Annotated in this window: 22 protein-coding genes and 1 pseudogene; 15 read left to right on the forward strand and 8 right to left on the reverse strand. The window is 44.2% G+C overall.

Features of this window, described 5'->3' with window-relative positions; genetic code table 11:
• Positions 1-57 precede the first annotated feature (57 nt).
• A pseudogene (locus DFP75_RS09345) lies at positions 58-1,412 on the forward strand (IS5 family transposase).
• Positions 1,413-1,494: 82 nt separating this feature from the next.
• Here DFP75_RS09345 and DFP75_RS18415 read toward each other — a convergent pair.
• From DFP75_RS18415 to DFP75_RS09355, 3 genes are all read right to left on the reverse strand, one after another.
• Positions 1,495-1,632, reverse strand: a complete 138-nt coding sequence (locus tag DFP75_RS18415) for a hypothetical protein (protein WP_181417017.1) — start codon at positions 1,630-1,632, stop codon at positions 1,495-1,497.
• Positions 1,633-1,725: 93 nt separating this feature from the next.
• On the reverse strand, positions 1,726-2,577 hold the full coding sequence (locus DFP75_RS09350; protein ID WP_110574910.1) for a mechanosensitive ion channel family protein: 852 nt from the start codon (positions 2,575-2,577) through the stop codon (positions 1,726-1,728).
• 21 nt (positions 2,578-2,598) lie between these two features.
• On the reverse strand, positions 2,599-3,570 hold the full coding sequence (locus DFP75_RS09355; protein WP_110574912.1) for a calcium/sodium antiporter: 972 nt from the start codon (positions 3,568-3,570) through the stop codon (positions 2,599-2,601).
• A gap of 432 nt (positions 3,571-4,002) precedes the next feature.
• Here DFP75_RS09355 and DFP75_RS09360 point away from each other — a divergent pair, with 432 nt between their 5' ends.
• From DFP75_RS09360 to DFP75_RS09400, 9 genes are all read left to right on the forward strand, one after another.
• The gene (locus DFP75_RS09360) at positions 4,003-7,170 is read left to right on the forward strand and encodes an ATP-binding protein (protein WP_110574914.1); all 3,168 of its coding nucleotides are present in this window, start codon (positions 4,003-4,005) and stop codon (positions 7,168-7,170) included.
• Positions 7,171-7,213: 43 nt separating this feature from the next.
• Positions 7,214-7,561 (forward strand): Hpt domain-containing protein, encoded by a 348-nt coding sequence (locus DFP75_RS09365; RefSeq protein ID WP_110574917.1) that lies wholly within the window; start codon positions 7,214-7,216, stop codon positions 7,559-7,561.
• A 220-nt stretch (positions 7,562-7,781) separates the two neighbouring features.
• A complete protein-coding gene (gene ugpB, locus DFP75_RS09370; protein WP_110574919.1) occupies positions 7,782-9,083 on the forward strand; it encodes a sn-glycerol-3-phosphate ABC transporter substrate-binding protein UgpB in 1,302 nt (433 codons plus the stop codon).
• Positions 9,084-9,181: 98 nt separating this feature from the next.
• The gene (gene ugpA, locus DFP75_RS09375) at positions 9,182-10,060 is read left to right on the forward strand and encodes a sn-glycerol-3-phosphate ABC transporter permease UgpA (RefSeq protein WP_110574922.1); all 879 of its coding nucleotides are present in this window, start codon (positions 9,182-9,184) and stop codon (positions 10,058-10,060) included.
• Positions 10,057-10,905, forward strand: coding sequence for a sn-glycerol-3-phosphate ABC transporter permease UgpE (ugpE, locus tag DFP75_RS09380; protein WP_110574924.1), 849 nt, complete (start codon positions 10,057-10,059; stop codon positions 10,903-10,905). Before ugpA ends, ugpE begins: the two co-directional genes overlap by 4 nt.
• 2 nt (positions 10,906-10,907) lie before the next feature.
• Positions 10,908-11,975: a sn-glycerol-3-phosphate import ATP-binding protein UgpC gene (locus DFP75_RS09385; protein ID WP_110574926.1), complete on the forward strand. Its 1,068-nt coding sequence runs from the start codon at positions 10,908-10,910 to the stop codon at positions 11,973-11,975.
• A gap of 7 nt (positions 11,976-11,982) precedes the next feature.
• The gene (locus DFP75_RS09390) at positions 11,983-12,756 is read left to right on the forward strand and encodes a glycerophosphoryl diester phosphodiesterase (protein ID WP_110575119.1); all 774 of its coding nucleotides are present in this window, start codon (positions 11,983-11,985) and stop codon (positions 12,754-12,756) included.
• Positions 12,757-12,788: 32 nt separating this feature from the next.
• Complete coding sequence (locus DFP75_RS09395; protein ID WP_110574929.1) at positions 12,789-13,547, forward strand: DeoR/GlpR family DNA-binding transcription regulator; 759 nt, start codon at positions 12,789-12,791, stop codon at positions 13,545-13,547.
• 7 nt (positions 13,548-13,554) lie between these two features.
• On the forward strand, positions 13,555-14,403 hold the full coding sequence (locus DFP75_RS09400) for an HAD family hydrolase (protein ID WP_110574931.1): 849 nt from the start codon (positions 13,555-13,557) through the stop codon (positions 14,401-14,403).
• Positions 14,404-14,424: 21 nt separating this feature from the next.
• Here DFP75_RS09400 and DFP75_RS09405 read toward each other — a convergent pair whose 3' ends face one another.
• Positions 14,425-15,348 (reverse strand): DUF808 domain-containing protein, encoded by a 924-nt coding sequence (locus DFP75_RS09405; protein WP_110574933.1) that lies wholly within the window; start codon positions 15,346-15,348, stop codon positions 14,425-14,427.
• Between the two features lie 254 nt (positions 15,349-15,602).
• Here DFP75_RS09405 and DFP75_RS09410 point away from each other — a divergent pair, with 254 nt between their 5' ends.
• From DFP75_RS09410 to DFP75_RS09420, 3 genes are all read left to right on the forward strand, one after another.
• Positions 15,603-16,787: a GAK system CofD-like protein gene (locus DFP75_RS09410; protein ID WP_110574935.1), complete on the forward strand. Its 1,185-nt coding sequence runs from the start codon at positions 15,603-15,605 to the stop codon at positions 16,785-16,787.
• Positions 16,788-16,952: 165 nt separating this feature from the next.
• Positions 16,953-17,972 (forward strand): response regulator, encoded by a 1,020-nt coding sequence (locus DFP75_RS09415; protein WP_110574937.1) that lies wholly within the window; start codon positions 16,953-16,955, stop codon positions 17,970-17,972.
• Positions 17,969-18,454: a PAS domain-containing protein gene (locus DFP75_RS09420; protein WP_110574939.1), complete on the forward strand. Its 486-nt coding sequence runs from the start codon at positions 17,969-17,971 to the stop codon at positions 18,452-18,454. Before DFP75_RS09415 ends, DFP75_RS09420 begins: the two co-directional genes overlap by 4 nt.
• Positions 18,455-18,532: 78 nt before the next feature.
• On the opposite strand, the gene DFP75_RS09425 is transcribed toward DFP75_RS09420, so the two are convergent.
• The gene (locus tag DFP75_RS09425; protein WP_110574943.1) at positions 18,533-19,036 is read right to left on the reverse strand and encodes an ATP-dependent zinc protease family protein; all 504 of its coding nucleotides are present in this window, start codon (positions 19,034-19,036) and stop codon (positions 18,533-18,535) included.
• A gap of 224 nt (positions 19,037-19,260) precedes the next feature.
• On the opposite strand from DFP75_RS09425, the gene DFP75_RS09430 reads away from it, so the two are divergent.
• On the forward strand, positions 19,261-20,181 hold the full coding sequence (locus DFP75_RS09430) for a D-hexose-6-phosphate mutarotase (RefSeq protein WP_110574945.1): 921 nt from the start codon (positions 19,261-19,263) through the stop codon (positions 20,179-20,181).
• 100 nt (positions 20,182-20,281) lie between these two features.
• Here DFP75_RS09430 and DFP75_RS09435 read toward each other — a convergent pair whose 3' ends face one another.
• A complete protein-coding gene (locus DFP75_RS09435) occupies positions 20,282-21,058 on the reverse strand; it encodes an exodeoxyribonuclease III (RefSeq protein WP_110574947.1) in 777 nt (258 codons plus the stop codon).
• A 117-nt stretch (positions 21,059-21,175) separates the two neighbouring features.
• Here DFP75_RS09435 and pyrE point away from each other — a divergent pair, with 117 nt between their 5' ends.
• On the forward strand, positions 21,176-21,823 hold the full coding sequence (gene pyrE / locus DFP75_RS09440) for an orotate phosphoribosyltransferase (protein ID WP_110575121.1): 648 nt from the start codon (positions 21,176-21,178) through the stop codon (positions 21,821-21,823).
• Between the two features lie 42 nt (positions 21,824-21,865).
• Here the strand turns inward: pyrE and slmA are convergent, their stop codons facing one another.
• Positions 21,866-22,459, reverse strand: coding sequence for a nucleoid occlusion factor SlmA (gene slmA / locus DFP75_RS09445; RefSeq protein ID WP_110574949.1), 594 nt, complete (start codon positions 22,457-22,459; stop codon positions 21,866-21,868).
• A 61-nt stretch (positions 22,460-22,520) separates the two neighbouring features.
• The gene (gene argB, locus DFP75_RS09450) at positions 22,521-23,429 is read right to left on the reverse strand and encodes an acetylglutamate kinase (protein ID WP_110574950.1); all 909 of its coding nucleotides are present in this window, start codon (positions 23,427-23,429) and stop codon (positions 22,521-22,523) included.
• Positions 23,430-23,443: the final 14 nt, after the last annotated feature.

Genomic DNA, 23,443 nt, shown 5'->3' on the forward strand with positions numbered 1-23,443 from the left:
TAAATCTTACGATAAATACGCCTTTAGACCTAAAAAGTTGCAGAATGGGTGAGTTTTATGAAACCTCGTCAGACAAAGACCGTCCCGCAAAAGGATTTATTCCAACCTCAGCTCGTAGACATCATTAACCCCAATCACCCTTTAGTTCGATTGGCTAAGATCATTGATTGGAAGCAATTGGATAACGAATTGGGGGCACATTTCTCAACGGTTGGCGCAGCCGCATTGCCAACGCGCCTTATGACGGGGTTACTGTATTTACAGCACTTGCATAATTTGTCTGATGAGATGGTGCTAGAGCAATGGCTTGAATCTCCTTATTACCAATACTTTTGCGGCGAAACCTTTTTCCAGCACGACTTTCCGTGCCGTCCAACCAGTCTTGTGAAATGGCGAAAACGGTTAGGAGAAGAAGGCTACGAATGGCTGCTTACTCAGACGATACAAGCAGGGCTAAAACTAAAAGTTATCAAACCAGCGAGCTTAAAACGAGTCGTAGTAGACACCACGGTACAAGAAAAAACATCACCTTCCCAACAGATGCCAAGCTCTATAACAAGGCTCGACAGCAGCTTACTCAGGTAGCCAAAGAACAAAGCATCACGTTAAGACAAACCTACGACAAAGCCTGTCATGAGTTAATGCCAAAAATTGGACGCTATGGCCACGCCAAACAATATAAGCGGATGAGAAAAGCGATTAAGCAAGTCAAAGGCTTCTTAGGGCGAGTCCTGCGAGATATTGATCGGCAAGTAAAGCAACAAGGATTAACGCTCACCCAAAAACAGGAAGACACACTCAACCAAGCCTATCGATTACTAAAACAAACTTGCCAGAGCAAAAACAAACTCTACAGCCTGCATGAACCCAATGTGGACTGCATATCCAAAGGCAAAGCGCATAAACGCTACGAATTTGGTGTGAAAGCCAGCATCGCCGTGACCGCGAAAGAATCCTTCATCGTGGGTGCAAGAAGCTATCTTGGCAATCCGTATGATGGGCATACCTTGAAAGATCAACTCCAACAAGTAGAAACCCTAACAGGAAAAAAACCGGAAACCTGTTTTGTTGATAGAGGGTATAAAGGGTCTGGCGTGGAAGATATTAACGTCTTAGTTGCAGGCCAAAAACGCGGCGTCCCCAAGAAAGAACAGCGTTGGATGGGAAGACGAAACAGCGTAGAACCCATCATAGGGCATCTCAAATCGGATGGAAAACTCAGACGATGCTTCTTAAAAGGTGTACTAGGCGATGCGATCAACGTGATCTTAAGTGCCTGTGGCCAGAACTTACGTAAGCTACTGAAGTGGCTTTATTGTGCCCCATATTTTGGAGCATTTTTAAGGCGATTATGGCTGAAAATAACTTTTCTACTGGAAAGACCCAAAAATAGAATGGCGCTTCTTGCCTGAAACGCCATTATTCAGGGACGACTATTTAGGGGCAGATGAAAAATTATTTCCCTTTCAAATCTTGATACTGCTTTAGCTTTATTCATGCCTGCCGCTTTTCTTCATCATCGATCTTACGACGAACAATATCAATCAAGTCATCCAGTTCACTGACAGAGTGTTTTCCCCATGCCTTATAAAGCTTCTCACCGCGATTGTCAGACTGGCTTTTCCTCTGCATGCTCGTTCTCTCAATGGCCTGCTTTCCTGAATAGCAAGCCTCAGAGTCGTTTGTTAGCAAACTGTTTTTCACAGGGTGGTAAGAGTCAATATTTCATTGTTTTTTATTGGCAATAGGGGAGCTTTGTCCGGCAACGACATGTAACGTTCTTTGTGGAAATGGAATTGTCAAACCAGATTCTTCAATAGACTCTTTTACTCGTTTGTTTAAATCCCAGTAAGTTGGCCAGTAGTCTTCATTTTTTGCCCAGGCTCTAAGTTGGATATTAACTGCACTATCCATCATTGATACGACCATGATTTGGGGAGCTGGATCTCTCAATAGCCTAGATTCATTCTCTGCAATTTTCTCTAGTACTGCAAACCCTTCGTTAATAGAGTCTGAGTAAGAAATACCAACAACTATATCCATTCTTCGCTTACCATTTCTAGTAAAGTTTTTAATACTCCCACCCCAGAGCACACTGTTGGGTGAGGCGATATATAAACCATCAACTGTTTCAAGAACCGTTGTGAATAGGTTAATTTCACGAACCGTAGCCTGTGTTGGACCACATTCTATAAAATCTCCGGTACGAAATGGACGCAGTATTAGTAGCATAATACCTGCTGCAATATTACTAAGCGTATCCTTTAATGCTAATCCAATTGCAAGACCCGCTGCACCTACAAGCGCAATTAAACTTGCTGTGTTTACACCAAATATATCTAAAATAAACACACCACCAATGATGTAAACAACGTAGCTGGCTACAGTTGAAAATATGGGGATTAGTGTTGCGTCAAGTTTCTGTAGTTTCGAATTGGTATTTTGGATTGTTTTACGAATAGCTCGAGCGATGAGTGAACTCGCAATAAATATAACGAATGCCAATATTAAGTTATAGCTGAGTTCAATAACTGTCTCAGAGTGGCTTTGCCAGAATTGAATGAGTGTTTCTTTCATATGCTGCTCTTTAAATTAATGCTAACCAATGACTGATGACACCAACCAAACGTTGTATGCACAAAAAGCGACTAGCAAACCTGCGCCTTCAAATCGATTAATACGACCTGTTCTACGAAAACCATATGCCATAATTAATAATGCCACCGTCATTGCCATCATGACTAACCAGTCGCGAGATAAAATATCTGCAGACATGTTGGTCGTGGGTGCTATAACGCCCGCGATCCCTATTACCGCCAGTATGTTAAACATATTCGACCCAACGATATTACCAATAGCAATATCATGTTCTCCTTTGCGTACTGCGATAATCGAAGCCGCAAGTTCAGGCAATGATGTCCCTAATGCAACGATAGTTAGGCCTATGATCAAGTCACTAACGCCAAGAGCATGAGCAATATTTACTGCGCCCCATACGAGAACGCGCGAACTTATAATCAATAATATAAGGCCAAAGATTAACCAAAAAATAGCTTTCTTGATGGGCATGGCATGAACGACTAGCTCCTGTTCTATTTCTCCTTCTAGTGAGTCGCCATCTCCCATGATTGCAGAAAAAATACTCCAGCCTGTCAAAGCAAAAAATCCAATTAGTAGAAGTACAGCCTCAAAACGCGTTAGATTTCCATCCCAGAGAAAGTAGCCCAACAGCAATCCAATAAGTAGCAACAAAGGTATTTCTTTTCGAACTATTTTGGATTGAACTATGATTGGCGTAATCAGTGCTGTTACACCAAGTATTAATCCAGTATTAACAATGTTCGAACCTATAGCATTTCCCAATGCCAAATTAGGATTACCATCTAATGCAGCCATTGCAGAAACGACCATTTCAGGGGCAGATGTTCCAAAACCAACAATTATCATACCGATAAGTAGCGAAGGCATTCCTGCATGTCTAGCGGTCGCAGCTGCGCCCTCAACAAAACGGTCAGCGCTCCAGACCAATAGAACAAAGCCACCTAATATTGCTAAAATAGCGAGAGTCATAACATACCTTAAATGAAAAAAGAGAAACGAGAGAGTAGAGTCATGTGCATAATTTATTGAATCATTTTAGGTGAAAACAATCGTTAAAGCACCTGCTTGTTCTGTTAGTTGGAAGCAATAGAGGGCATCTTATTCTTCAATCTTACGGCGAACAATATCAATCAAGCATCTAACTCACTCACTGGCAGAGAGTTCTCTTCATTGTTTTCGTTTTTTGCGGCAGTGACCTTCCTTTGAGTTGTCAATAAACAGTGTTCTACACTCTTTACTACGCTTCCTATCTGTTCCCTTGTGTCCCTTATGATCTCGTTTGAGGTATTAACCACAATCGTTTTAGCTAAATTGCCTTTTCTTACATAAAGTAACTAATATTAAATCTTCAAGGCGCTTCGATTTCGCTATGATTAGTTGGTTTTGATGGAGCAAGTAAATATGATGAAAGCGATGCTCGTCGTTGCTGTAACGGCGCTGGGGTATTTTGCCCTTGGTGTGGTTGGACTTGCTGTGGCAATTTCCCCTGGCTATTCAACAATCATTTGGCCTGCTTCTGGGTTAGCGGTAGCTGCGGCTATTTTTTACCCTAAATTTGCGCCGCTAGGGATTTTCATCGGGTCTTTGTCGCTTAATATTGGTGCGACTTGGTATAACCATCATGTTTGGGCTTTTGCTCTGCCAGCATTTATCGCTTTTGGGTCGACGTTACAATCTATCGTTGCGGGTTATCTTGTACGTCGCTTTGTAGGCGCGCCTTTCCAGTTTCATCGTACGGCTTTGGTTGTGCGTTTTATCTTTCTAGCAGGTGTTCTTTCTTCTCTTATTGGCGCGAGTGTGGGTGCCTCTTCGTTACTTGCTTTTGGTGTAATTGGCAAAGAAGCTTTTCTAACCAATTGGTTTGTTTGGTGGGGAGGAGACATGATGGGCGTGCTGGTGATGGTGCCTTTGCTTGCCGTTTGTTTCCCTCAGTATTTTGATAACCATTCCCATCGTCCGTTGCGTTTAATAGGCGGTTTTATATTTGTTTTATTCATTACTATTGTCTTGTCATGGGTTACCAGTTATTCAGAATGGAATAAGCAGTCTAAAGAGTTTCGTACCAATGCAGAACTGTTAGAGACGATACTGGCAAACCGCGTTAAAAATAGTGTGGATATGCTGCACAGTTTTGTTGGGTTGGTGAAAGGCAGCGAAAAAATACAAGCTAATGAGTTTGATATTTTTGCGAAAAGTGTGATGCAGCGGGACAATTCTATTTTAGCTGTGTCGCTGAATTTTGTGGTTGCCGGGGAAGATATTCCGAGTTTTGAAGCAAGTATCCAAAAAAATTATCCAGAGCATGTGTTTCGCGTAAAAGAGAAAGACAGTACAGGAAGCTTAAAATCGGCGACACCAAGACCGAAACATATTGTTGTGACCTTTGTGAGCCCGTTTAAGAAGAACGAGGCGGCATTGGGTTACGATGTCTATTCTCAGTCAGATCGGCGCTTTGCCTTAGATAAGGCTATTTTTCTTCGTCAGGCTTATCCAACATCTCCGCTTAAGCTGGTGCAAAATGCCACGGGTATACTTTTATTTTTGCCGTTTTTTGATCGTCAAACAGATACGGTGATTGGTGTGGCAACGGCGGTGATTGAGCTAAGCTCGTTAACTGAGACCTTGGTTAAACAAGGGGGACTGCCTAATACAAGTCTGTATTTGGTGGACGCTGATAACGGCACTCCTGATCCTATCATTGTGGCAAAAAGTACGGGAGCCGCTTTATCAGGCAAAGAATTAGTCACGCGTTATAACGCGGGAAAATTTGAACATGCTGTCCGGTCTGATATTCAGATAGGCGCCAAGTCTTGGCAACTGTATCAGGTGAGCGACAGCTATTTCTTTAAAGCGCCTTGGATTGTTAAATTTGTTTTGGCATGTGGCTTTTTGTTCACGGGTTTATTTGGTTGGTTTTTATTGATCGTCAGTAGCCATACGTCGGAAATTGAGAATCGCGTTAGATTGCGAACTCGTGACTTGCAGTTAGCGAATGAAAGCCTAAAAATTTCGGAATCAGAGCAAAGTAAGGCGAAAGAAGAGGCGCAGGAGGCGAATCGTGCGAAGAGTGAATTTTTGGCGAACATGAGTCATGAAATTCGCACACCGTTGAATGGCGTAATTGGCAGCTTGTCTTTGTTGATGGATACCAAGTTGCAATCAGAGCAATCTAAATTAGTGCGCTTATCTCAGCAAAGCGCCGAGTCTTTGTTGGACATTCTTAATGATATTTTAGATTTGTCTAAGATCGAAATGGGTCGGTTGGTGTTAGATAAGCACGAATTTGAATTGCCAGAGTTAATTGAAGAAGTGACTAATATCTTTGTGCTCCGAGCAGAGGACAAAGGCATAGTATTAAATTCACCTGCGACTTTGGTTCCTGAAGTCGCCTTGTTTGGAGATCGATTACGACTCAAGCAGGTGTTGGTGAATTTGTTGGGTAACGCAGTTAAATTCACGAGCCAGGGTGAGGTATCTTTACGTATCGAGGTAGAGCCGCTGTCTGATATGGATATGGTCTTACTGGTTAGCATTGAGGACACAGGCGTTGGTGTGTCTGAGGAAAGTCAGCGTCGCTTGTTCCAGCGTTTTAATCAAGCGGACAGTTCGACGACGCGTAAGTTTGGCGGTACTGGTTTAGGTTTGGCGATTAGCAAAGACATTGTCGAGGCCATGGCAGGGGAAATCGGCGTCAAATCGGACGAGGGTAAAGGGGCCACTTTTTGGTTCCGTATACCATTTGAAACACGTGCTTTGCCTGCTAAAGACGCGCCGCTAATGCCTAAATTTAAGGCGACGTTAGTGTATATTAATGACACTGGTCGAGAGTATGTTAGTGGGTTACTTGACTCGCTTGGTATTGCTCACAACGTATGCCGTGATCTTACACAAGCCTTGTCTGAAAAAGAGGTGATGGGTCAGTTTGTGTTCTTGGATGCCGATGCTTTAGCGGCTGGAAGCCAGTCTGATGTGTTGGCATGGGAGGCCGTTTGTGCGGATAAATCGGTGTCGCGAATTTTATTGCATGGGTGTTCCGATGCAGAGCCTGAGAAAGGGAAATATATCGATAGGTTAACTAAGCCTGTTTTTATCCGGTCTTTGTTGAAAGTATTAGAGAATATAAAACCTGTATTGGAAGGAGAGGAGATAATGACAGCGAAAGAAACGGAAAACACACCAGAAGGGCGTCCTATCTTTAATGCCAAGGTTTTGTTAGCAGAAGATAATTTAACTAATCAGATAGTGGCTAAAGGATTATTAAACTTATATGGCGTCGAGGTTGTGGTGGCTAGTGATGGTCAAAAAGCCGTGGAAGAAGCCCAAGCCACTAAGTTTGATATGATCTTTATGGACTGTCAGATGCCAGAAATGGATGGTTATGAAGCAACACGGGTGATTCGTCAATCGACAGGGGGCGCAACGCCGTCTGATGTTGCGATTGTCGCGCTTAGTGCCAATGCGATGAAAGGCGATGAAGACGAATGTTTTGCTGCTGGTATGAATGACCATATTGCAAAACCGATTTCACAGGACAAGTTAACAGCGATTCTTACAAAGTGGCTTTCATAAGGCGATATGTTGAATATGCTCATAGATATAGGGATTTTTCGTGATGATTGAGCCGCAAGTGTTTGATAGCACCGATTACAGTAACCGCCTAGCCTGCAATGAAGAATTGATGGCGCTGGTGGCTGCTGAGTTTATTAAGGAAGCACAAGGCTTATTGGACATATTGCATGCGCATATTGTTAACCAAGAGTGGGGGGAATTTTCATTAGTGGCGCACCGTTTAAGAGGCGCGGCATTAGAAGTGTCTGGTAATCGCTTTTGTAAGCTGATTGCAGAAATGGAAATGCTCTATAAGCAGGGCAGCGTTGAGGCAATTTCATCCCGTTATAGCATGCTAAAAGAAGAATTCGACGCGCTTGTCTATGCGCTCAAACAACACGTTTTACATTAATTTCTTCCCTTCATTTTTCTCAATATCCACAGGTATGGCTGTTTTTATACAGCTGTACCGGGTGATTTCGTTGGTTTAATTTTGTCCTTTCTTTGGGTTTTAGTTTCATTTGAATGTTTATTGTATTTCAAATGAAACCTATTTATCATCAAAGTGAAATATTTTCTTTCTATAGTGGTTCTTTCTTTTCTAATAAAAACTCATTGTGAGGAACACGGAAATGCATAATTTGAAGTTAGCGTCAGTTGTTGTTGGTTTATCTATGGCAAGTTCAGCCTTTGCTGCCACGCAGGTGGAATGGTGGCATGCAATGGGTGGTGCAAATGGTGAAAAGGTCAATGAGATTGCCAAAGCCTTTAATGATTCACAAAGCGATTATGAAGTAAAACCTGTCTATAAAGGCAACTATACCGAAACGATGACGTCGGCGATTGCTGCGTTTCGTGCGAAACAGCAGCCTGCCATTGTGCAAGTATTCGAAGTGGGTACGGCGAGCATGATGGCGGCCGAAGGCGCGATTTATCCTGTCTACAAATTGATGAAAGATTCTGGTCAGGCATTTGATGAAAGTGCTTACTTGAGTGCCGTGACGGGTTATTACTCGAACACTGACGGCGAAATGCTTTCTATGCCTTTCAACAGTTCCACACCTGTTTTGTATTACAACAAAGATCTGTTCAAAAAAGCAGGCATTAGCCAAGCGCCTAAAACATGGCAAGAAGTAGAAAGCGTGTCGAAGAAATTGCTGGCGTCTGGCGTTAGCTGTGGCTTTACAACTGCTTGGCAGTCTTGGGTGCAATTGGAAAACCTAAGTGCTCGTCATAATGTCCCTTTTGCAACGTTGGAAAACGGCTTTGCAGGTCTGGGTACAGAATTTAAATTCAATGGTCCTTTGCAAGTTGCTCATATAGAAAAAATGGGCGAATGGCAAAAGAGTGGCATTTTTAGTTACTCTGGCCGCACCAACGATGGCGCTGCAAAATTCTACAGCCAAGAATGCGCAATGTTTACTGAGTCTTCAGCTGGTTACGCGGGCATTAAACGTAACGCGACATTCGACTTTGGTGTGAGTGAACTTCCATATTGGGAAGGAAAGGTTAAGCAGCCTTCCAATACCATTATCGGCGGCGCATCTTTGTGGGTGCTGCAAGGTCATTCTAAAGAAGAATATAAAGGCGTGGCTTCTTTCCTAAGCTATTTGTCTAAAGCGTCTGTGCAGGCGGACTGGCATCAGTTTTCTGGTTATTTGCCAATTACTAAAGCGGCCTATGATTTGACCAAAGAGCAAGGCTTCTACAAGGCGAACCCAGGAACAGAAACCGGCGTTAAGCAAATGACGACAGGCACTCCTACGGCCAATACGAAAGGTTTGCGTTTTGGCAACTTTGTACAGGTTCGTGGCATTATCGATGAGGCTTTAGAATCTGTCTGGAGCGGTAAAGTAGACGCACAAACAGCTCTTAATACGGCTGTTGAACGTGGTAATGCGCAACTGCGTCGATTTGAAAAAGCGAACAAGTAAATAAAAATCGCGCCCTTATGTTTTTTGCATAGGGGCGTTTTTTCTTTCTGAGTTGGCTCGTTTTTTTATTTGTTGTTCTCTTTTGTTTGGATTGTCCGATGACAGTTACCTTTCCTCAAAAAGGCCTACCTTGGCTGTTGTTGTTACCACAATTGTTGGTCACAGCGATTTTCTTTCTTTGGCCTGCTGAACAAGCCTTAGAACAAGCGTTTTATCAAGAAGACGCCTTTGGCTTGAGTCGTGAATTTATCGGTTTGGAAAACTTTATCGATTTGTTTACCGACCCTTTGTATTACCAGTCTATGTTAACGACCTTGGTATTCAGTTTTTCCGTTGCCATTGTGGGCATGTCGCTGGCGCTGTTTTTAGCGGTGATGGCGGACCGTGTGATTCGTGGCAAGTTAGCGTATCAAACATTATTGATTTGGCCATACGCTGTCGCGCCAGTATTGGCGGGTGTGTTGTGGTGGATTTTATTTGATCCGAGCATGGGGCCGATTGCCCTGTGGTTGAAGTCGGCGGGTGTCGACTGGAATCATTATCTTGATGGCAACCAAGCGATGATCTTAGTGGTGATTGCCTCGACCTGGAAGCAAATTAGCTATAACTTTTTATTCTTCCTAGCGGGTTTGCAAGCGGTGCCGCGTTCGCTTATTGAAGCGGCTGCGATTGACGGTGCCAGCCCTTTTAAGCGGTTTTGGACGATTGTATTTCCGCTGTTGTCTCCGACGACCTTTTTCTTATTGGTTGTTAACCTAGTTTATGCCTTCTTTGAAACCTTCGGTGTGATTGATGCGACGACCAAAGGTGGTCCAGGGCAAAGCACCACAACCCTAGTTTATAAAGTGTTCGATGACGGTTTTGTTGGTTTGGATCTTGGTGGGTCGGCAGCGCAATCTGTTGTGCTGATGGCGATTGTCGGTTTGATGACAGTTATTCAATTTCGTTTTATTGAGCGTAAGGTGCAGTACTCATGATCGAAAATCGACCTTGGTTAACTTTTGCTAGCCACGCGACATTATTGCTGGGTATTGGCTTGGTTGCATTACCCGTTTGGATGGCACTGGTGGCGTCGACGCATCCTGCTTCGGCATTTGGAGTTGGGCACATTCCCTTGTGGTTTGGCGATGCTGGTGCAGAAACATGGGGAACGGTGTTGTTTGAAGAGGCCGGTAACGGTGTCGATACGCCAGTCTGGTTTATGATGCTGAACTCTCTGATCATGGCGCTTGGTATTACCTTCGGTAAAATCGTCATTTCATTGTTATCAGCGTACGCCATTGTGTTCTTTCGCTTTCCGTGTCGTAACCTGTGTTTTTGGATCATCTTCATGACCTTGATGTTGCCAGTTGAAGTGCGGATTGTGCCAACCTACGAGGTGGTGGCGAATTTGGACCTTCTCAATAGCTATACAGGGTTAACGCTGCCTTTGATTGCCAGTGCAACCGCGACGTTTTTGTTCCGTCAATGCTTTTTGAGTATTCCTGGCGAGCTGGTGGAAGCGGCGCGAATCGATGGAGCTGGGCCATGGCGTTTTTTCTTTGACATCTTGCTGCCTTTGTCGAGAACCAATATCGCGGCCTTGTTTGTGATCTTGTTTATTTATGGCTGGAATCAATATCTATGGCCTTTGTTGATTACGACAGACGATGCTTATTACACCTTGGTGATGAGTATTAAACGCATGCTGTCGGTGACCGATGGCGATATCGCATGGAACCAAATTATGGCAACCACCTTATTAGCGATGTTGCCACCCGTTGCGGTAGTGATAGGCATGCAGAAACTGTTTGTTAAAGGCTTAGTGGATTCGGAGAAGTAGTAATGACGGACGTAATTTTAGAGAAAGTGGGTAAGACGTACCCGAATGGCTACCAAGCCATTCCCAGTGTTGATTTATCGATTGAAGAAGGCGAGTTTATTGTTTTGGTTGGGCCTTCTGGCTGTGGCAAATCCACCTTGTTACGCATGGTAGCGGGGCTGGAAAGTATCTCCACGGGCGAGCTACGCATTCGTGGTGAGCGCATGAATGAAAAAGAGCCTGCTGAGCGTGATATCGCTATGGTGTTCCAAAATTACGCCTTGTACCCGCATATGTCGGTATACGACAACATGGCTTATGGCTTGAAAAACCGCGGAATAGCGAAGAATCTGATCGAAGAAAAAGTCAGTGATGTGGCAAAAATGCTGGGATTAACCGAATTGTTACAGCGTAAACCGCGTCAATTATCCGGTGGTCAGCGTCAGCGTGTTGCCATGGGACGCGCTATGGTTCGAGATCCGAAGGTGTTTTTGTTTGATGAGCCTTTGTCTAACCTGGATGCTAAGTTGCGCGTGCAAATGCGTGTCGAGATTCGTCAGTTGCAACGCAAATTAGGCACGACAACCTTGTATGTGACCCATGATCAGGTGGAAGCCATGACTTTGGCGGATCGTTTGGTGGTGTTGAACAAGGGGAAGGCGGAACAGATTGGTACGCCGATGGATTTATACAATAAACCGGCAACGCCTTTTGTGGCGGCCTTTATTGGTTCACCTTCGATGAACTTGATTGATGCGACCCTTACAGAGCAAGGCGTTAAAATTTCTGAGGCGCTAACTTTACCTTTGTCTCATCAACACCGAGGCGACATTGTGTGGGGGATTCGTCCTGAGCATTTGGAAGTAAGTGATGAGCAAAATGGCGATTTCGCTTTGCGTATCCAAGCGGTAGAATCCTTGGGAGCAGAGACGCTCATTCATGGCAAAATAGAGACTGAATCTGCTAACGGCGAGTCGATGGTGGTGCGTTTGTCTGGGCCGCATTTGCCAGACGTAAATAGCCTTATGTGGCTAACAGCACCGATGTCGCATTGGCATTTATTTGATGCAAAAACTCAACAACGACTGTGAGATCGATATGACAAATGACACTGTTTCTACCGGTTATATTGTGAAAGATAAGGTATTAGATACCAAAGTAATGGGGCACCGTGGTGCCGCGTTATTGGCTCCCGAAAACACCTTGGCGTCTATCCGAGCGGCTGCCGAAGTAGGCGCGACTTGGGTTGAGATTGATGTATACCTGATCGCTGAAGGTGGTTTGGTTATTTTCCACGATGACACATTGGATCGTTGTACCAATGGTTCTGGCTTAACTCGTGAAGCAAGGCCGGTGGATGTGGCTAACTTAGACGCCGGTGCTTGGTTCTCGGACAAGTTTGCTGGTGAGAAAGTGCCAACCTTGTTGGACGCGTTGGAATGCATTCAGTCGTTGAATCTTGGTCTGAACCTTGAGATTAAACACGATGGTTCTGATGTGGAAAATATTGTGCCAGCGGTCATGGCTATGCTGCGTGATCATTGGCAAGACAATGACAAACTGATGATTTCCAGTTTCAACTTAGCGGCGTTAGAGCTTTGTTATGAGATTGATGCCCAGCGTCATCTTGCGCCCTTGTATGAGAATATCCCAGAAGATTGGCTAGAGCAGCTGAAGGCCATCAAAGCCTACAGCCTGAATTGTGATTACTCACGATTGACCGAGGCTCAAGCGCGAGCGGTAAAAGCCGCTGGCTATAAGTTGCTGTGTTATACCGCCAATGACCCAAAGAAAGTGGAACAGCATTGGGAGTGGGGGATGGATGCGGTGATTACCGATGACCCGACGAAATTTGCTTTTTTATTGGCTTAGCCATTTTTTAACTATTTTACTAGGGTCATTTTGTGGGTTTGAACGAGCGACAAAACCAGATTTTAAACTGGGTGCAACAAGAAGACGCGTTGCTGGTGGAAGAGATGGTGGCGCGTTTTAATGTGTCACCACAGACCATTCGAAAAGACATTAATCAGTTGGCTGAGCGTCATCTTGTTCGTCGTACTCATGGTGGTATCGCTCCGGTTTCTAGTACCGAAAATTTGCCGTTCGACCATCGCCAGTTTTTGAACAGTGATGCGAAAGAAGCGATTGCCGCTGACGTTGCTAAGGTGATCCCCGACGGCGCTTCTGTGTTTCTAGGGATTGGCACCACAGTGGAGTATGTGGCGAAAGCGTTAGTGTCTCATCATGACCTGCAAGTCTTCACTAACAATTTAACAGTGGCGAGCATTTTGGGTAATTACCCTGAGGTGCGCGTGCGCGTGTTGGCTGGGAAATTGCGCCATCAGCACCATGACTTAGTGGGTGAGGAAACCTTGTCTGGATTACGACAATACTATTTCGATTACGGTGTATTGGGTTGTGGAGGCATGGACGAAGCGCAAGGTGTATTGGATTTTGATCCAGAGGAAGCGGCCGTGAGTCGCGTTTTAGTGGAACAAAGTCGTCATTGTTTATTGGTGGCAGATCAACATAAATGGGGCCGCAAAGCCATGGCACGGGTGCAGCCTTTCTCTGCGATTGATTGGCTTTTTACTGATGCGCTTACCGAATCGCAAACCCAATTGCTTACCTCTCATGGTGTTCAAATTAAATTCTGTTCTTAGGACGAATATGTCTATACCTGATTCTTCTTCGTTAGGCTCTTCTGGTCTGGAGCAATCCGCTTTAGCTCTTTCCTCAATAGACAAAAGCATCTGTCAAAGTTTACGTTTTATCTTAACGGACTTTGATGACACGTTAACATGGGAAGGTCAGTTACCTGTTGAAACATTGCACGCTTTAGCACAACTTGAAAGCGATGGTATCAAGGTGATTCCAGTAACAGGTGGTTGCGCTGGCTGGTCTGACATGATCGCCAGAGCACTGCCTGTTGATGGTGTGATTACTGAAGGCGGGGCGTGTTTTATTGGCCGGACAGCGGATCGTCATTTGACCTATTCGTTTTGGCGTAATGAGTATGAAATGCGTGCAGAGCAAGCGGCGATTCTTGCTCAAGTGAATGAGGTGCTCACCCAATTTCCGCGTTTACGTTTGGCAAGGGATCAGGCTTATCGCTTGACCGATGTGGCTATTGATTATGCGCAAGACGTTAAACCTGCCGCAGTGGCTGACAAAGACGCTTGTTTGGCGGCTCTCATTGGTATGGGGCTTAACGCTAAGGCCAGTTCGATACACATTAACGTGTGTTCGCAAGGGTATGACAAGTTTGCTATGGCGCAGCGCGTTTTAAGCGATGTGTATGGTCTGAGTGAAGCGCAGCAGCAAGCACAAGTGCTTTATGTTGGTGATGCGCCGAATGATGAAAGTATGTTTGCGCGTTTTCCACTGAGTGTTGGTGTCGCCAATATTGCTCAGCATTTGTCTATGATGCGTCATCGACCTCGTTATCAGACGACGCAACCGGGCGGCTTAGGCTTTGCCGAGCTAGCAGAGTTTGTGTTGTCTGCAAGACAGGCTTAAATGATCCCTCGATAGCGTGTCTCAGTTTTTTTTCTTGCTCTGTTTTATTTTATTGAACAGTGACACAACACCGACGGCCAAGCCTCCTAAAATTAAGCCAACCGAAAAGCTAACCCCCGTGTTTATCAAGCTGGTGATAAGAGGGAATTGGGCGATGCCACCAGACACGGCGATGTTTGCAAGATGGTGCAGCGCTGGCAGTCCATGAACAAAAATGCCGCCACCGACTAGAAACATAGCAATGGTGCCGACAATGGTTAGCAGTCGGATCAGCATTGGCGCGCCTTTCAATATGACAAAGCCCAGCTGTTTAACGATGGTACTGTTTGACTGATTAAGGTGTAAGCCAATATCGTCAAGGCGCACAATTAATCCCACCAAGAAATACACACCGACGGTGACAATAAAAGCGACCACACTCACTACCATGGCTTGTGTTAACAAGCTTTGTTCTGCAACCGTTCCAAGGGCAATGACGATGATTTCTGCAGATAAAACAAAGTCGGTTCGAATAGCGCCTTTCACTTTGCTCTTTTCTAATGCTAATAGCTCTTTTGCTGAAGTGGCTTGTTTGACGTTTTTCCTTAAGGCTTCTTTTTCTTCGTGGTTGTCCCTGAAGGTATGAAGGACTTTTTCCACGCCTTCAAAGCACAGATATAGGCCGCCAACCATTAATAAGGGTTGGATCAACCACGGCATAAAAGCACTGATGGCTAATGCTAAAGGCACTAGAATTAGCTTGTTGAGAAAAGAGCCCTTGGCCACTGCCCAAACGACAGGCAGTTCTCGGTCTGCCTTGACGCCAGACACTTGCTCGGCATTTAAAGCAAGATCATCGCCAAGAACGCCTGCGGTTTTTTTGGCCGCGACTTTCGAAAAAACAGCGACATCATCTAATAAGGTTGTGATGTCATCAAGAAGTGCCAATAAGCCTGTCATTGCCATGATCGTTTGCTCTGATGGTAAATAAAATATTTACAGGTAAGGGTTAGGAATTATGCTTTTAAGTATAGAGTGACGCTTTTTGAATATTATAGATAGGCGTTCATTGATTCCATAACATTTACTGTCTACATACGTGTTATTGTTTGAGTAGTTTGTATGTTCGGTTTCGCCTTCTGTAATATAGGGGAAGTCTTGGTTAGTGATTTGGCGCTCTTAGTTATCGCTCGCCTTATGGTTTTTATAAGAGGTTTTTTATGACGAACTCTTTACGCATTTGGCGTCGTATGGAAATGCCAGATCCTATTCGTGTTCATCGATATCAAAGTTTGCCTGAGCAAGGCCCTAAAGTGCTTTTTTTTAGTGGTGGCTCGGCGTTAAACAAAATTAGCCGAGTTTTTAAAAAATACACGCACCACTCTGTGCATTTGGTCACGCCGTTTGATTCAGGCGGCAGTTCAGCGCGTTTGCGTGCCGAGTTTGATATTCCTGCTGTGGGAGATTTGCGCAGTCGTTTAATGGCGCTGGCGGATGAAACCGTCATGGGTCAGCCAGAGGTCTATGCGCTGTTTACTCATCGGCTTGAGCAAAAAGCCGATCCTATGGCGTTGAAGCACCAACTGCAGCAGTTGGTGATGGGCGTTCATCCGCTTATTGAAACCATTCCTAATCCAATGAAAGCGTTAATTCAGAATCAACTTGCTGTTACGCAGGCAAATATCAACGAGGATTTTGATTTACGTGGGGCAAGCATTGGTAACCTGATCATGGCGGGTGGTTATTTAAACAACCAGCACCAGTTAGATCCGATTGTTTTTCTATTTTCTCGTTTGGTAAAAGCATTGGGCGAGGTTAAGACGACATTAAATGCGAGCCTTCATCTAGGTGTGGAGCTTGAGAATGGGGAGTATGTGCTAGGTCAGCATCGTATAACGGGAAAAGAAACCGATATATTACCCAGTCCAATCAAGCGTATGTGGCTGAATAAAGGTTTACGTCATGTTATGCCAACCAATTGTCATATTGCGGATGATCGTGTTGATGCTATTAAAACCGCCGATTTGATTTGTTTTCCTCCGGGGAGCTTTTATAGCAGTTTGTTGGCAAACCTTATGCCCGAGGGCGTTGGCCGTTCAATTTGTGCGAACCCCAATCCCAAGGTCTACCTACCAAACTTGGGCGTTGATCCTGAGCAGCAAGGTTTATCCTTGATGGAACGTGTTTCTCGTTTAATTTCTACGATATCGGCCGATACTAATGATGCAGGGCCATATTCTTCATTGGATTATTTATTGTTAGATGATGCTTATGACTACGGCGAAATAGACAGCGCGTTTTTGGATGAGTTGAAAGTGACTGTTATCAAAACACCTTTGATCACTTGCAAGCAGCACAAATACGATGAACATCTGGTTGCTAGAGCTTTGTTATCTTTTGTATAAAGGGTCTATTCGGTTTACAAAAAAAGTATATGCTGCGTTTATTAAAAGCAGCGTTTTTAGACTAGTTATATACTGATTGGGTGCAAACGGCCTATTTGTAATTTGAGAGCATCGTTTTTCATGTCGTAACGCACTAAATATGGAACGTACCAAAAGAGAGTAATAATGAGTACACGAGTACTGATTTGTGATGATTCTAAGATTGCTAGGAAGCAACTCGCAAGAGCGTTGCCTACCGATTGGGAGGTGAGTGTAGAATTTGCTGAGCATGGTCAAGAGGCTCTGGATATGTTGACGTCCACACCTTTTGATATCTTATTTCTAGATTTGAATATGCCAGTGAAAGACGGCTATGAAACCCTTGAAGCGTTGCAGTCTTTTACGAAGACGCCAGCAGTGATTGTTGTTTCTGGCGACGTGCAGCCTAAAGCGATTCAGCGGGTAAAGGATATGGGGGCAATCGCCTTTCATAAAAAACCAGCCTCTGCTGAAGAACTGCGTCGTTTGTTGATTTCGCTAAACCTTTTTTCTGTTGATGGTGATAATTGGCAGGGCAAGGTGGTTGAGCAGCCGACGGCTGCAGAGCAATTTACTCTCAATGAATGTTTACAAGAAATTTCGAACATTGCGATGGGGCGTGCCGCCAGCGTACTGGCAGAGATGCTAAATGTATTTATTAAGCTGCCTGTGCCAACTGTGAATATTTTAGAAGTCAGTGAACTGCAAATGGCGCTGGACTACAGCGTTAAAAAAGACAGTTGCTCTGCTGTGTCACAAGGTTATGTTGGCTCCGGTATCGCGTTTGAAACCTTGCTCATTTTTAGTGATTCCAGCTTCCCAGATATGGCGAAACTATTGGGGGTAACGGATGCGATTACGAGAGAGTTAGAAACAGAGCTCTTGATGGATGTCTCTTCCGTTTTGGTTGGCCCATTTATGGCTGCCATTGGAAAGCAGCTTAATATCGATTTTAGTCACAGCCATCCAATTTTACTGGGGCAGCACGTTAAAATTGCCGACTTGATTAATGAAAAGAAAGCGATGTGGAAAAGAACGTTAGCGGTTGAAATTGTCTATGAAGTGGAAAACTATCAGATTAGTTGCGATTTAATTATGCTTTTCACCGAAGACTCTGTGCCAACACTAGAAAATTTATTGTCCTTTTTGGTTGAGGAAGACGAATGAGTAATGAAGCTGATGGAATGGTAGATCTTCATTGGATGTTTGATATGCTTCACCATATTGATGTTGGGCTTGTGGTGTTGGACTCGAAATATCGCGTAAAGCTGTGGAACAACTTTATGGAAAATCACAGCGGTGTGAGTTCATCGATCGCTAAGGAGCAATCTTTGCTGGCACTTTATCCAGAACTGGATACGGGATGGCTATACCAGAAGTTGGATAACGTTTTTGCTTTGAATACACCCATTTTTATATCTTGGGAGCAGCGACCGCACTTCTTTCCATTTAAAAGTTATCGTCCAATTACTGGCATGGCAAATAAGATGTATCAGAATGTGGCAATACGCCCTATTTCCAACCCCGATGGGTCAATCAAAAATATATGCTTGGTTGTCTATGATGTTACAGATATTGCGACCAATAAAATGGCTCTATCTGCTGCTAACCACAAATTACGACGCTTGAGCCAAGCCCTTTCTAAATAGCGTACTATAAATTTAAGTGACTGTTCTCTAAACAGCACCTTCCTTTTGCGTGTTTTTGGAAAAGGAGGGTGCTTGCTACTATTTCTTTTTCGCTGTTTTCTTGGCAGGAATTTTATAAATTTCCACCAGTGTTTCTTCTTGCTTGTCACCCTGTAGGCAGAGTCCCTCAGGATCGATGAGCACGCGCCCATTCATCGCTTCACGACCCAGTAACATTCTGTAGCCCATGGTATCTCTATTGGTTAGGGTGACTTCTGCTTCCCATGTTTTATCTCCAAGTGTCAGAGGTACACGAATAACAGGGCGGCTTTCTTTGTCTCCGCTTGAACTTTTAATGACTCTTTGATCAACAAGCTGAGCTTCGCAATGCACGGTTGTTTTGCGATTTTTTTGTATTGGATGAACCTCAAAACGCACCCAATGTTCATCGTTGCGGGTAAAGCGCTCGATGTGAAGCGCGTGCATAGAAGAGGTTTTTGCCCCTGAATCTACTCTTGCTTTAATGGCTGGGATGTTTAGAGAGGGAAATGCACACCACTCCTCACAACCAATGACTATTTTTGGATCATTTTGTTGATTCATAAAAAATACAGCGCCTCTAGAAAGAAAAATAGAATAGTCTAGGGATCAGGGAAAGACCGGCTAGATTGTTGTGTTTTATAGCTTAAAAGTGTGGCGAGGTTAAGTTTTAATTGCAGTTCTGATCGCTTATCTACTCCGCTGAATTGTTAGTATAACTGCAAACTATTGTAATCATATCGACTGCCGTTAATATGGGCGTATTAAAATACTTTTTGGAGTTATAAATGAATGGCCGACTGATTCAAGAGTTGGAAGAGCTGGGTGGTGAAATTCGCCCATCAAGCTTTAGAAAATGCGATCAAATCATTATTGAGCAACCGGGCTTTAGCGCATCTATCGCGCTATGGGGCGGGCATTTAGAAAGCTTTATTCCTGCCGGTCAAGAAGACCTTCTTTTTCAATCAGCAAATCAAGGTGGAGAAGGGCGCTTTGGTCGCCGTCATTTTGGTGTTCCTGTATGTTGGCCTTGGTTTGGAGCCAATTATGTTCATGATGACTACCCAGCACATGGCCTAGCGCGCTATTTTCGTTGGGAATTGATCGAAGCTGGGCGTTTTAAAAATGGCGATGTGAAAATTGTGATTCGTCTGGCCTCTGAAAACCATCCCTTGATTGAAGAAATGTGGCCATTTGCCTTTGAATTACGCCAAGTGTTCCGTTTTTCAAGCAAGGGATTCCGAATTAATTTCTCAGCCGCTAATTTATCCGATAAAGCCATGCCAGTCAGCGAAGCGCTGCACACCTACTTCAATATCTCTGACAACCAAACTGCAGAAGTGCATGGACTAGATAAAGTCACTTACGTGGATAAGTTTGACAATGGTAGTCGTCATCTTCAACAAGGTGCTGTGACGCCGTGTGATTATATGGATCGTGTTTATGTATCTGCACCAGATGTGTGCGAAATCCATGATCCAGGCTTACAAAGAAAATTAGTGATTAGTACCGAAGGGAGCCATAGTACTGTGTTGTGGAACCCAGGCGCTGAGTTGGCAAAACAACGCGTAGATATGGAAGACGAAGACTATCGACGATTTGTTTGCGTGGAGGCGGCTAACGCTCTCACAGACGAATACGATATTCCTCCGGGCGGAATTCATCAGCTTAAACTGAAAGTGAGGCACAAGCCGCTGGTGAGCGAATAGCCTTCACTTTCCTTAAACGCAAAAAGCCCGCTAGGTGATCCTAGCGGGCTTTTTTGATCATCAAATAAAGACGTTTAAGAAGACGTGTTCTTAAGCGCGTTTAGTCAATGTTGTATTCTACTATTAATGGCGCATGGTCAGAAAAACGCTGACCTTTATAAATCGTGCCACCTTGAATTAGGTTTTTGATGCCAGGCGTAGCGATTTGATAATCTAAACGACCACCTTCATCCAATTTCCAAGCACGCTCATAGTCAGGCCACCAAGTGTATTGCTTGTCTTGCTTATTTACTTGGCGGAACGCATCGACGTATTCCAACTCATTGAATATTTCGTTTATCCATTTGCGCTCTTCTGGCAAGAAGCCAGAGTTACGTTGGTTAACGAACCAGCTGCTCACATCAATAGGTGAACGCGCCACGTTGGCTGTCCCACAGAAAATAAATTCACGGCGCTTGCGGCGTGTTTTTATTAAGTGGTTTTTAAAGCCTTCCATGAAGCGATATTTGTGTTCTTGCAGCGCTTCTTCATGATTGGAGCCATGAGGCGTTAGAAAAGCACCTATGCTGACTTTATCGAAGTCTGCTTGAATAAAGCGTCCTTCAAAGTCGCATTCAGGGAATCCCATTCCTGTCATAATGGCTTTAGGCATGGTTTTGCAATAGATCGCAACCCCAGCTTGCTCTGGGTTTTCCATGGAGTCAAAGAAGTATGTGTTGTACCCAGGAGGGAAAAACACACTGTCATTTAACGAGCGTTCGTCTGCCTGTATGTCTTGTAGACATACAACATCTGGGTCCTGACGAACCATCCATTCAAAAAAGCCGCGTTCTGCTGCTTGTCTTATACCGTTTACATTAAGGCTGATGACCTTCATTTCTGGTCCCTACAATTCCTAGCCGTGTGTTATATTAGCACCTATCCAATGTTGGCATGGCTTCGCTCGTTCTTGGCGGCGCTTTGTTGTGTATTATTTTATCTTTCTGGAGTTGGCATGAAACCTTACCAAAGAGACTTTATCGAATTCGCTATTGAGCAAAATGTGCTACGTTTTGGCGAATTCACGCTTAAATCAGGACGCGTAAGTCCTTACTTTTTTAATGCCGGCTTATTTAGTTCTGGCCAAGCACTTGCAAAGTTAGGGCGCTTTTACGCAACCTCATTAATGGAAGCAAATGTTCCATTTGATGTTCTGTTTGGTCCAGCCTATAAAGGCATTCCATTGGCAACCACAACAGCAGTTGCTTTATATGACCATCATAATGTAGACACACCATACGTTTTCAACCGTAAAGAAGCAAAAACTCACGGTGAAGGCGGTTCTCTTGTCGGTGCTCCTTTGGCGGGTAATGTCATGATTATCGATGACGTTATTACCGCAGGAACCGCTATTCGAGAAGTGATGGCGATTATTAAAGACGCTAATGCCACTCCCGCAGGTGTTCTTATCGCCCTAGATCGTCAAGAACGAGGCCAGGGTGAATTGTCTGCCATTCAAGAAGTCGAACGTGACTTCGGAATGCCAGTTATTAGCATTGTTTCTTTAAATGACATTATGACGTATTTAGCAGAACAGGATTCTCCTGAATTTGCAAAACATCTTAATGCGGTTAAAGAATACCGTCATAAATACGGCATTTGATGCGAAACATCTCGTTAAGATTTTAGGTGGTAATCTAAAATCTTAACGATTTAACATCAAGTTCTGTGCCAATATTTCCCATTGCTCTTGCCAAATGTCCATAGGCTTGACTTTGAATTCGCTGCGAACGTAGTGGCGGATCTTACCTTCGATGATCGCAATCAGAAAATTCGCACATGGCGCAACGCCCATAGCAGGTCGAAGACCTTGTTTTAAGTCTGCTTCACGAATGATCTGCTTTAATTGGGTTTCGATACGGTCAAATACTTGTGCAATACGAACTCTTAGTCGTTCCGTCTCACCAGCCAACGCATCGGCTGTTAACAAACGGCACATGCCTGGGTTCTGTTCAGCAAAGCCAAGAATAAGCTTCATGATCACTTCTATACGAGAAACCACATTCGACTCTTCTTGGATGATCAAATTGATCCGTGTAAAAAGGCTTTCTTCAATAAATTCGATTAAGCCTTCAAACATTTTTGCTTTACTGGGGAAGTGACGATACAGAGCAGCTTCCGATACACCAACTTGTTTTGCCAGCGCAGACGTTGTTATACGTGCTCCTGGGCTGCTTTCTAGCATTTGTGCTAGAGATTGCAGTATTTGAGTGCGGCGATCGTTTTTCTTATTGCTCATGTGTCGAGTCCAGTTTTCTGCCAGTGTTATTCATTGCTTGTGCTGATTACGTTTACCGAGGCTATTCGCCTACTTTGGTATTGGAAATTAGCGTACCAACACCTGTGTCGGTAAATATTTCTAATAACGTTGCGTGCGGTACGCGACCATCAATAATGTGTGCGCTTGTTACGCCTGCGTTCACTGCAGACAAGGCACAGCTGATTTTTGGCAGCATGCCACCATAAATCGTACCGTCAGCGATCAGCGCGTCTACTTGTGCTGTGCTTAATCCTGTTAAAACTTTACCTTGCTTGTCTTGTACGCCTGAAATGTTGGTGAGCAGCATTAATTTCTCTGCTCCAACGGCTTCCGCTACTTTGCCAGCCACAAGGTCTGCATTAATGTTGTAAGAGTTACCTTCATCATCCACACCGATGGGGGCAATAACTGGAATTAGGTCGCTATTTTCAAAGAACTTTAGGAAGCTGGTGTCGACGCTGGCAACTTCGCCAACGTGGCCAATATCCACTTGTTCTGGAGTAGACATGCCTTCGGCTTGATGTTTGACAAATAACTTTTTCGCTTTAATAAAACGGCTATCTTTACCTGTGATACCGATGGCTTTACCACCCGCTTCACAAATCAAGTTAACGATCTCTTTGTTTACTTGGCCACCTAGCACCATCTCAACCACATCCATGGTTGCCGTATCGGTGACACGCATGCCATTGATGAATTTTGATTCGATGTTCAGCTTCGTTAGCATGTCGCCGATTTGAGGGCCGCCACCATGAACCACGATTGGGTTAATACCAATGGCTTTCATCAAAACGATATCTCGTGCAAACCCTGCTTGTAGGGTTTCATCTGTCATCGCATTGCCACCGTATTTGATGACCAGCGTCTTACCGGCAAAACGTTGGATATAAGGAAGCGATTCGCTTAGTACCTTAGCAACATCTAAAGCAGACTCACGAGAAAAAGCCACGGGTTATGTACTCC

The sequence above is a fragment of the Marinomonas alcarazii genome (assembly GCF_003208215.1).
GTDB lineage: Bacteria > Pseudomonadota > Gammaproteobacteria > Pseudomonadales > Marinomonadaceae > Marinomonas > Marinomonas alcarazii.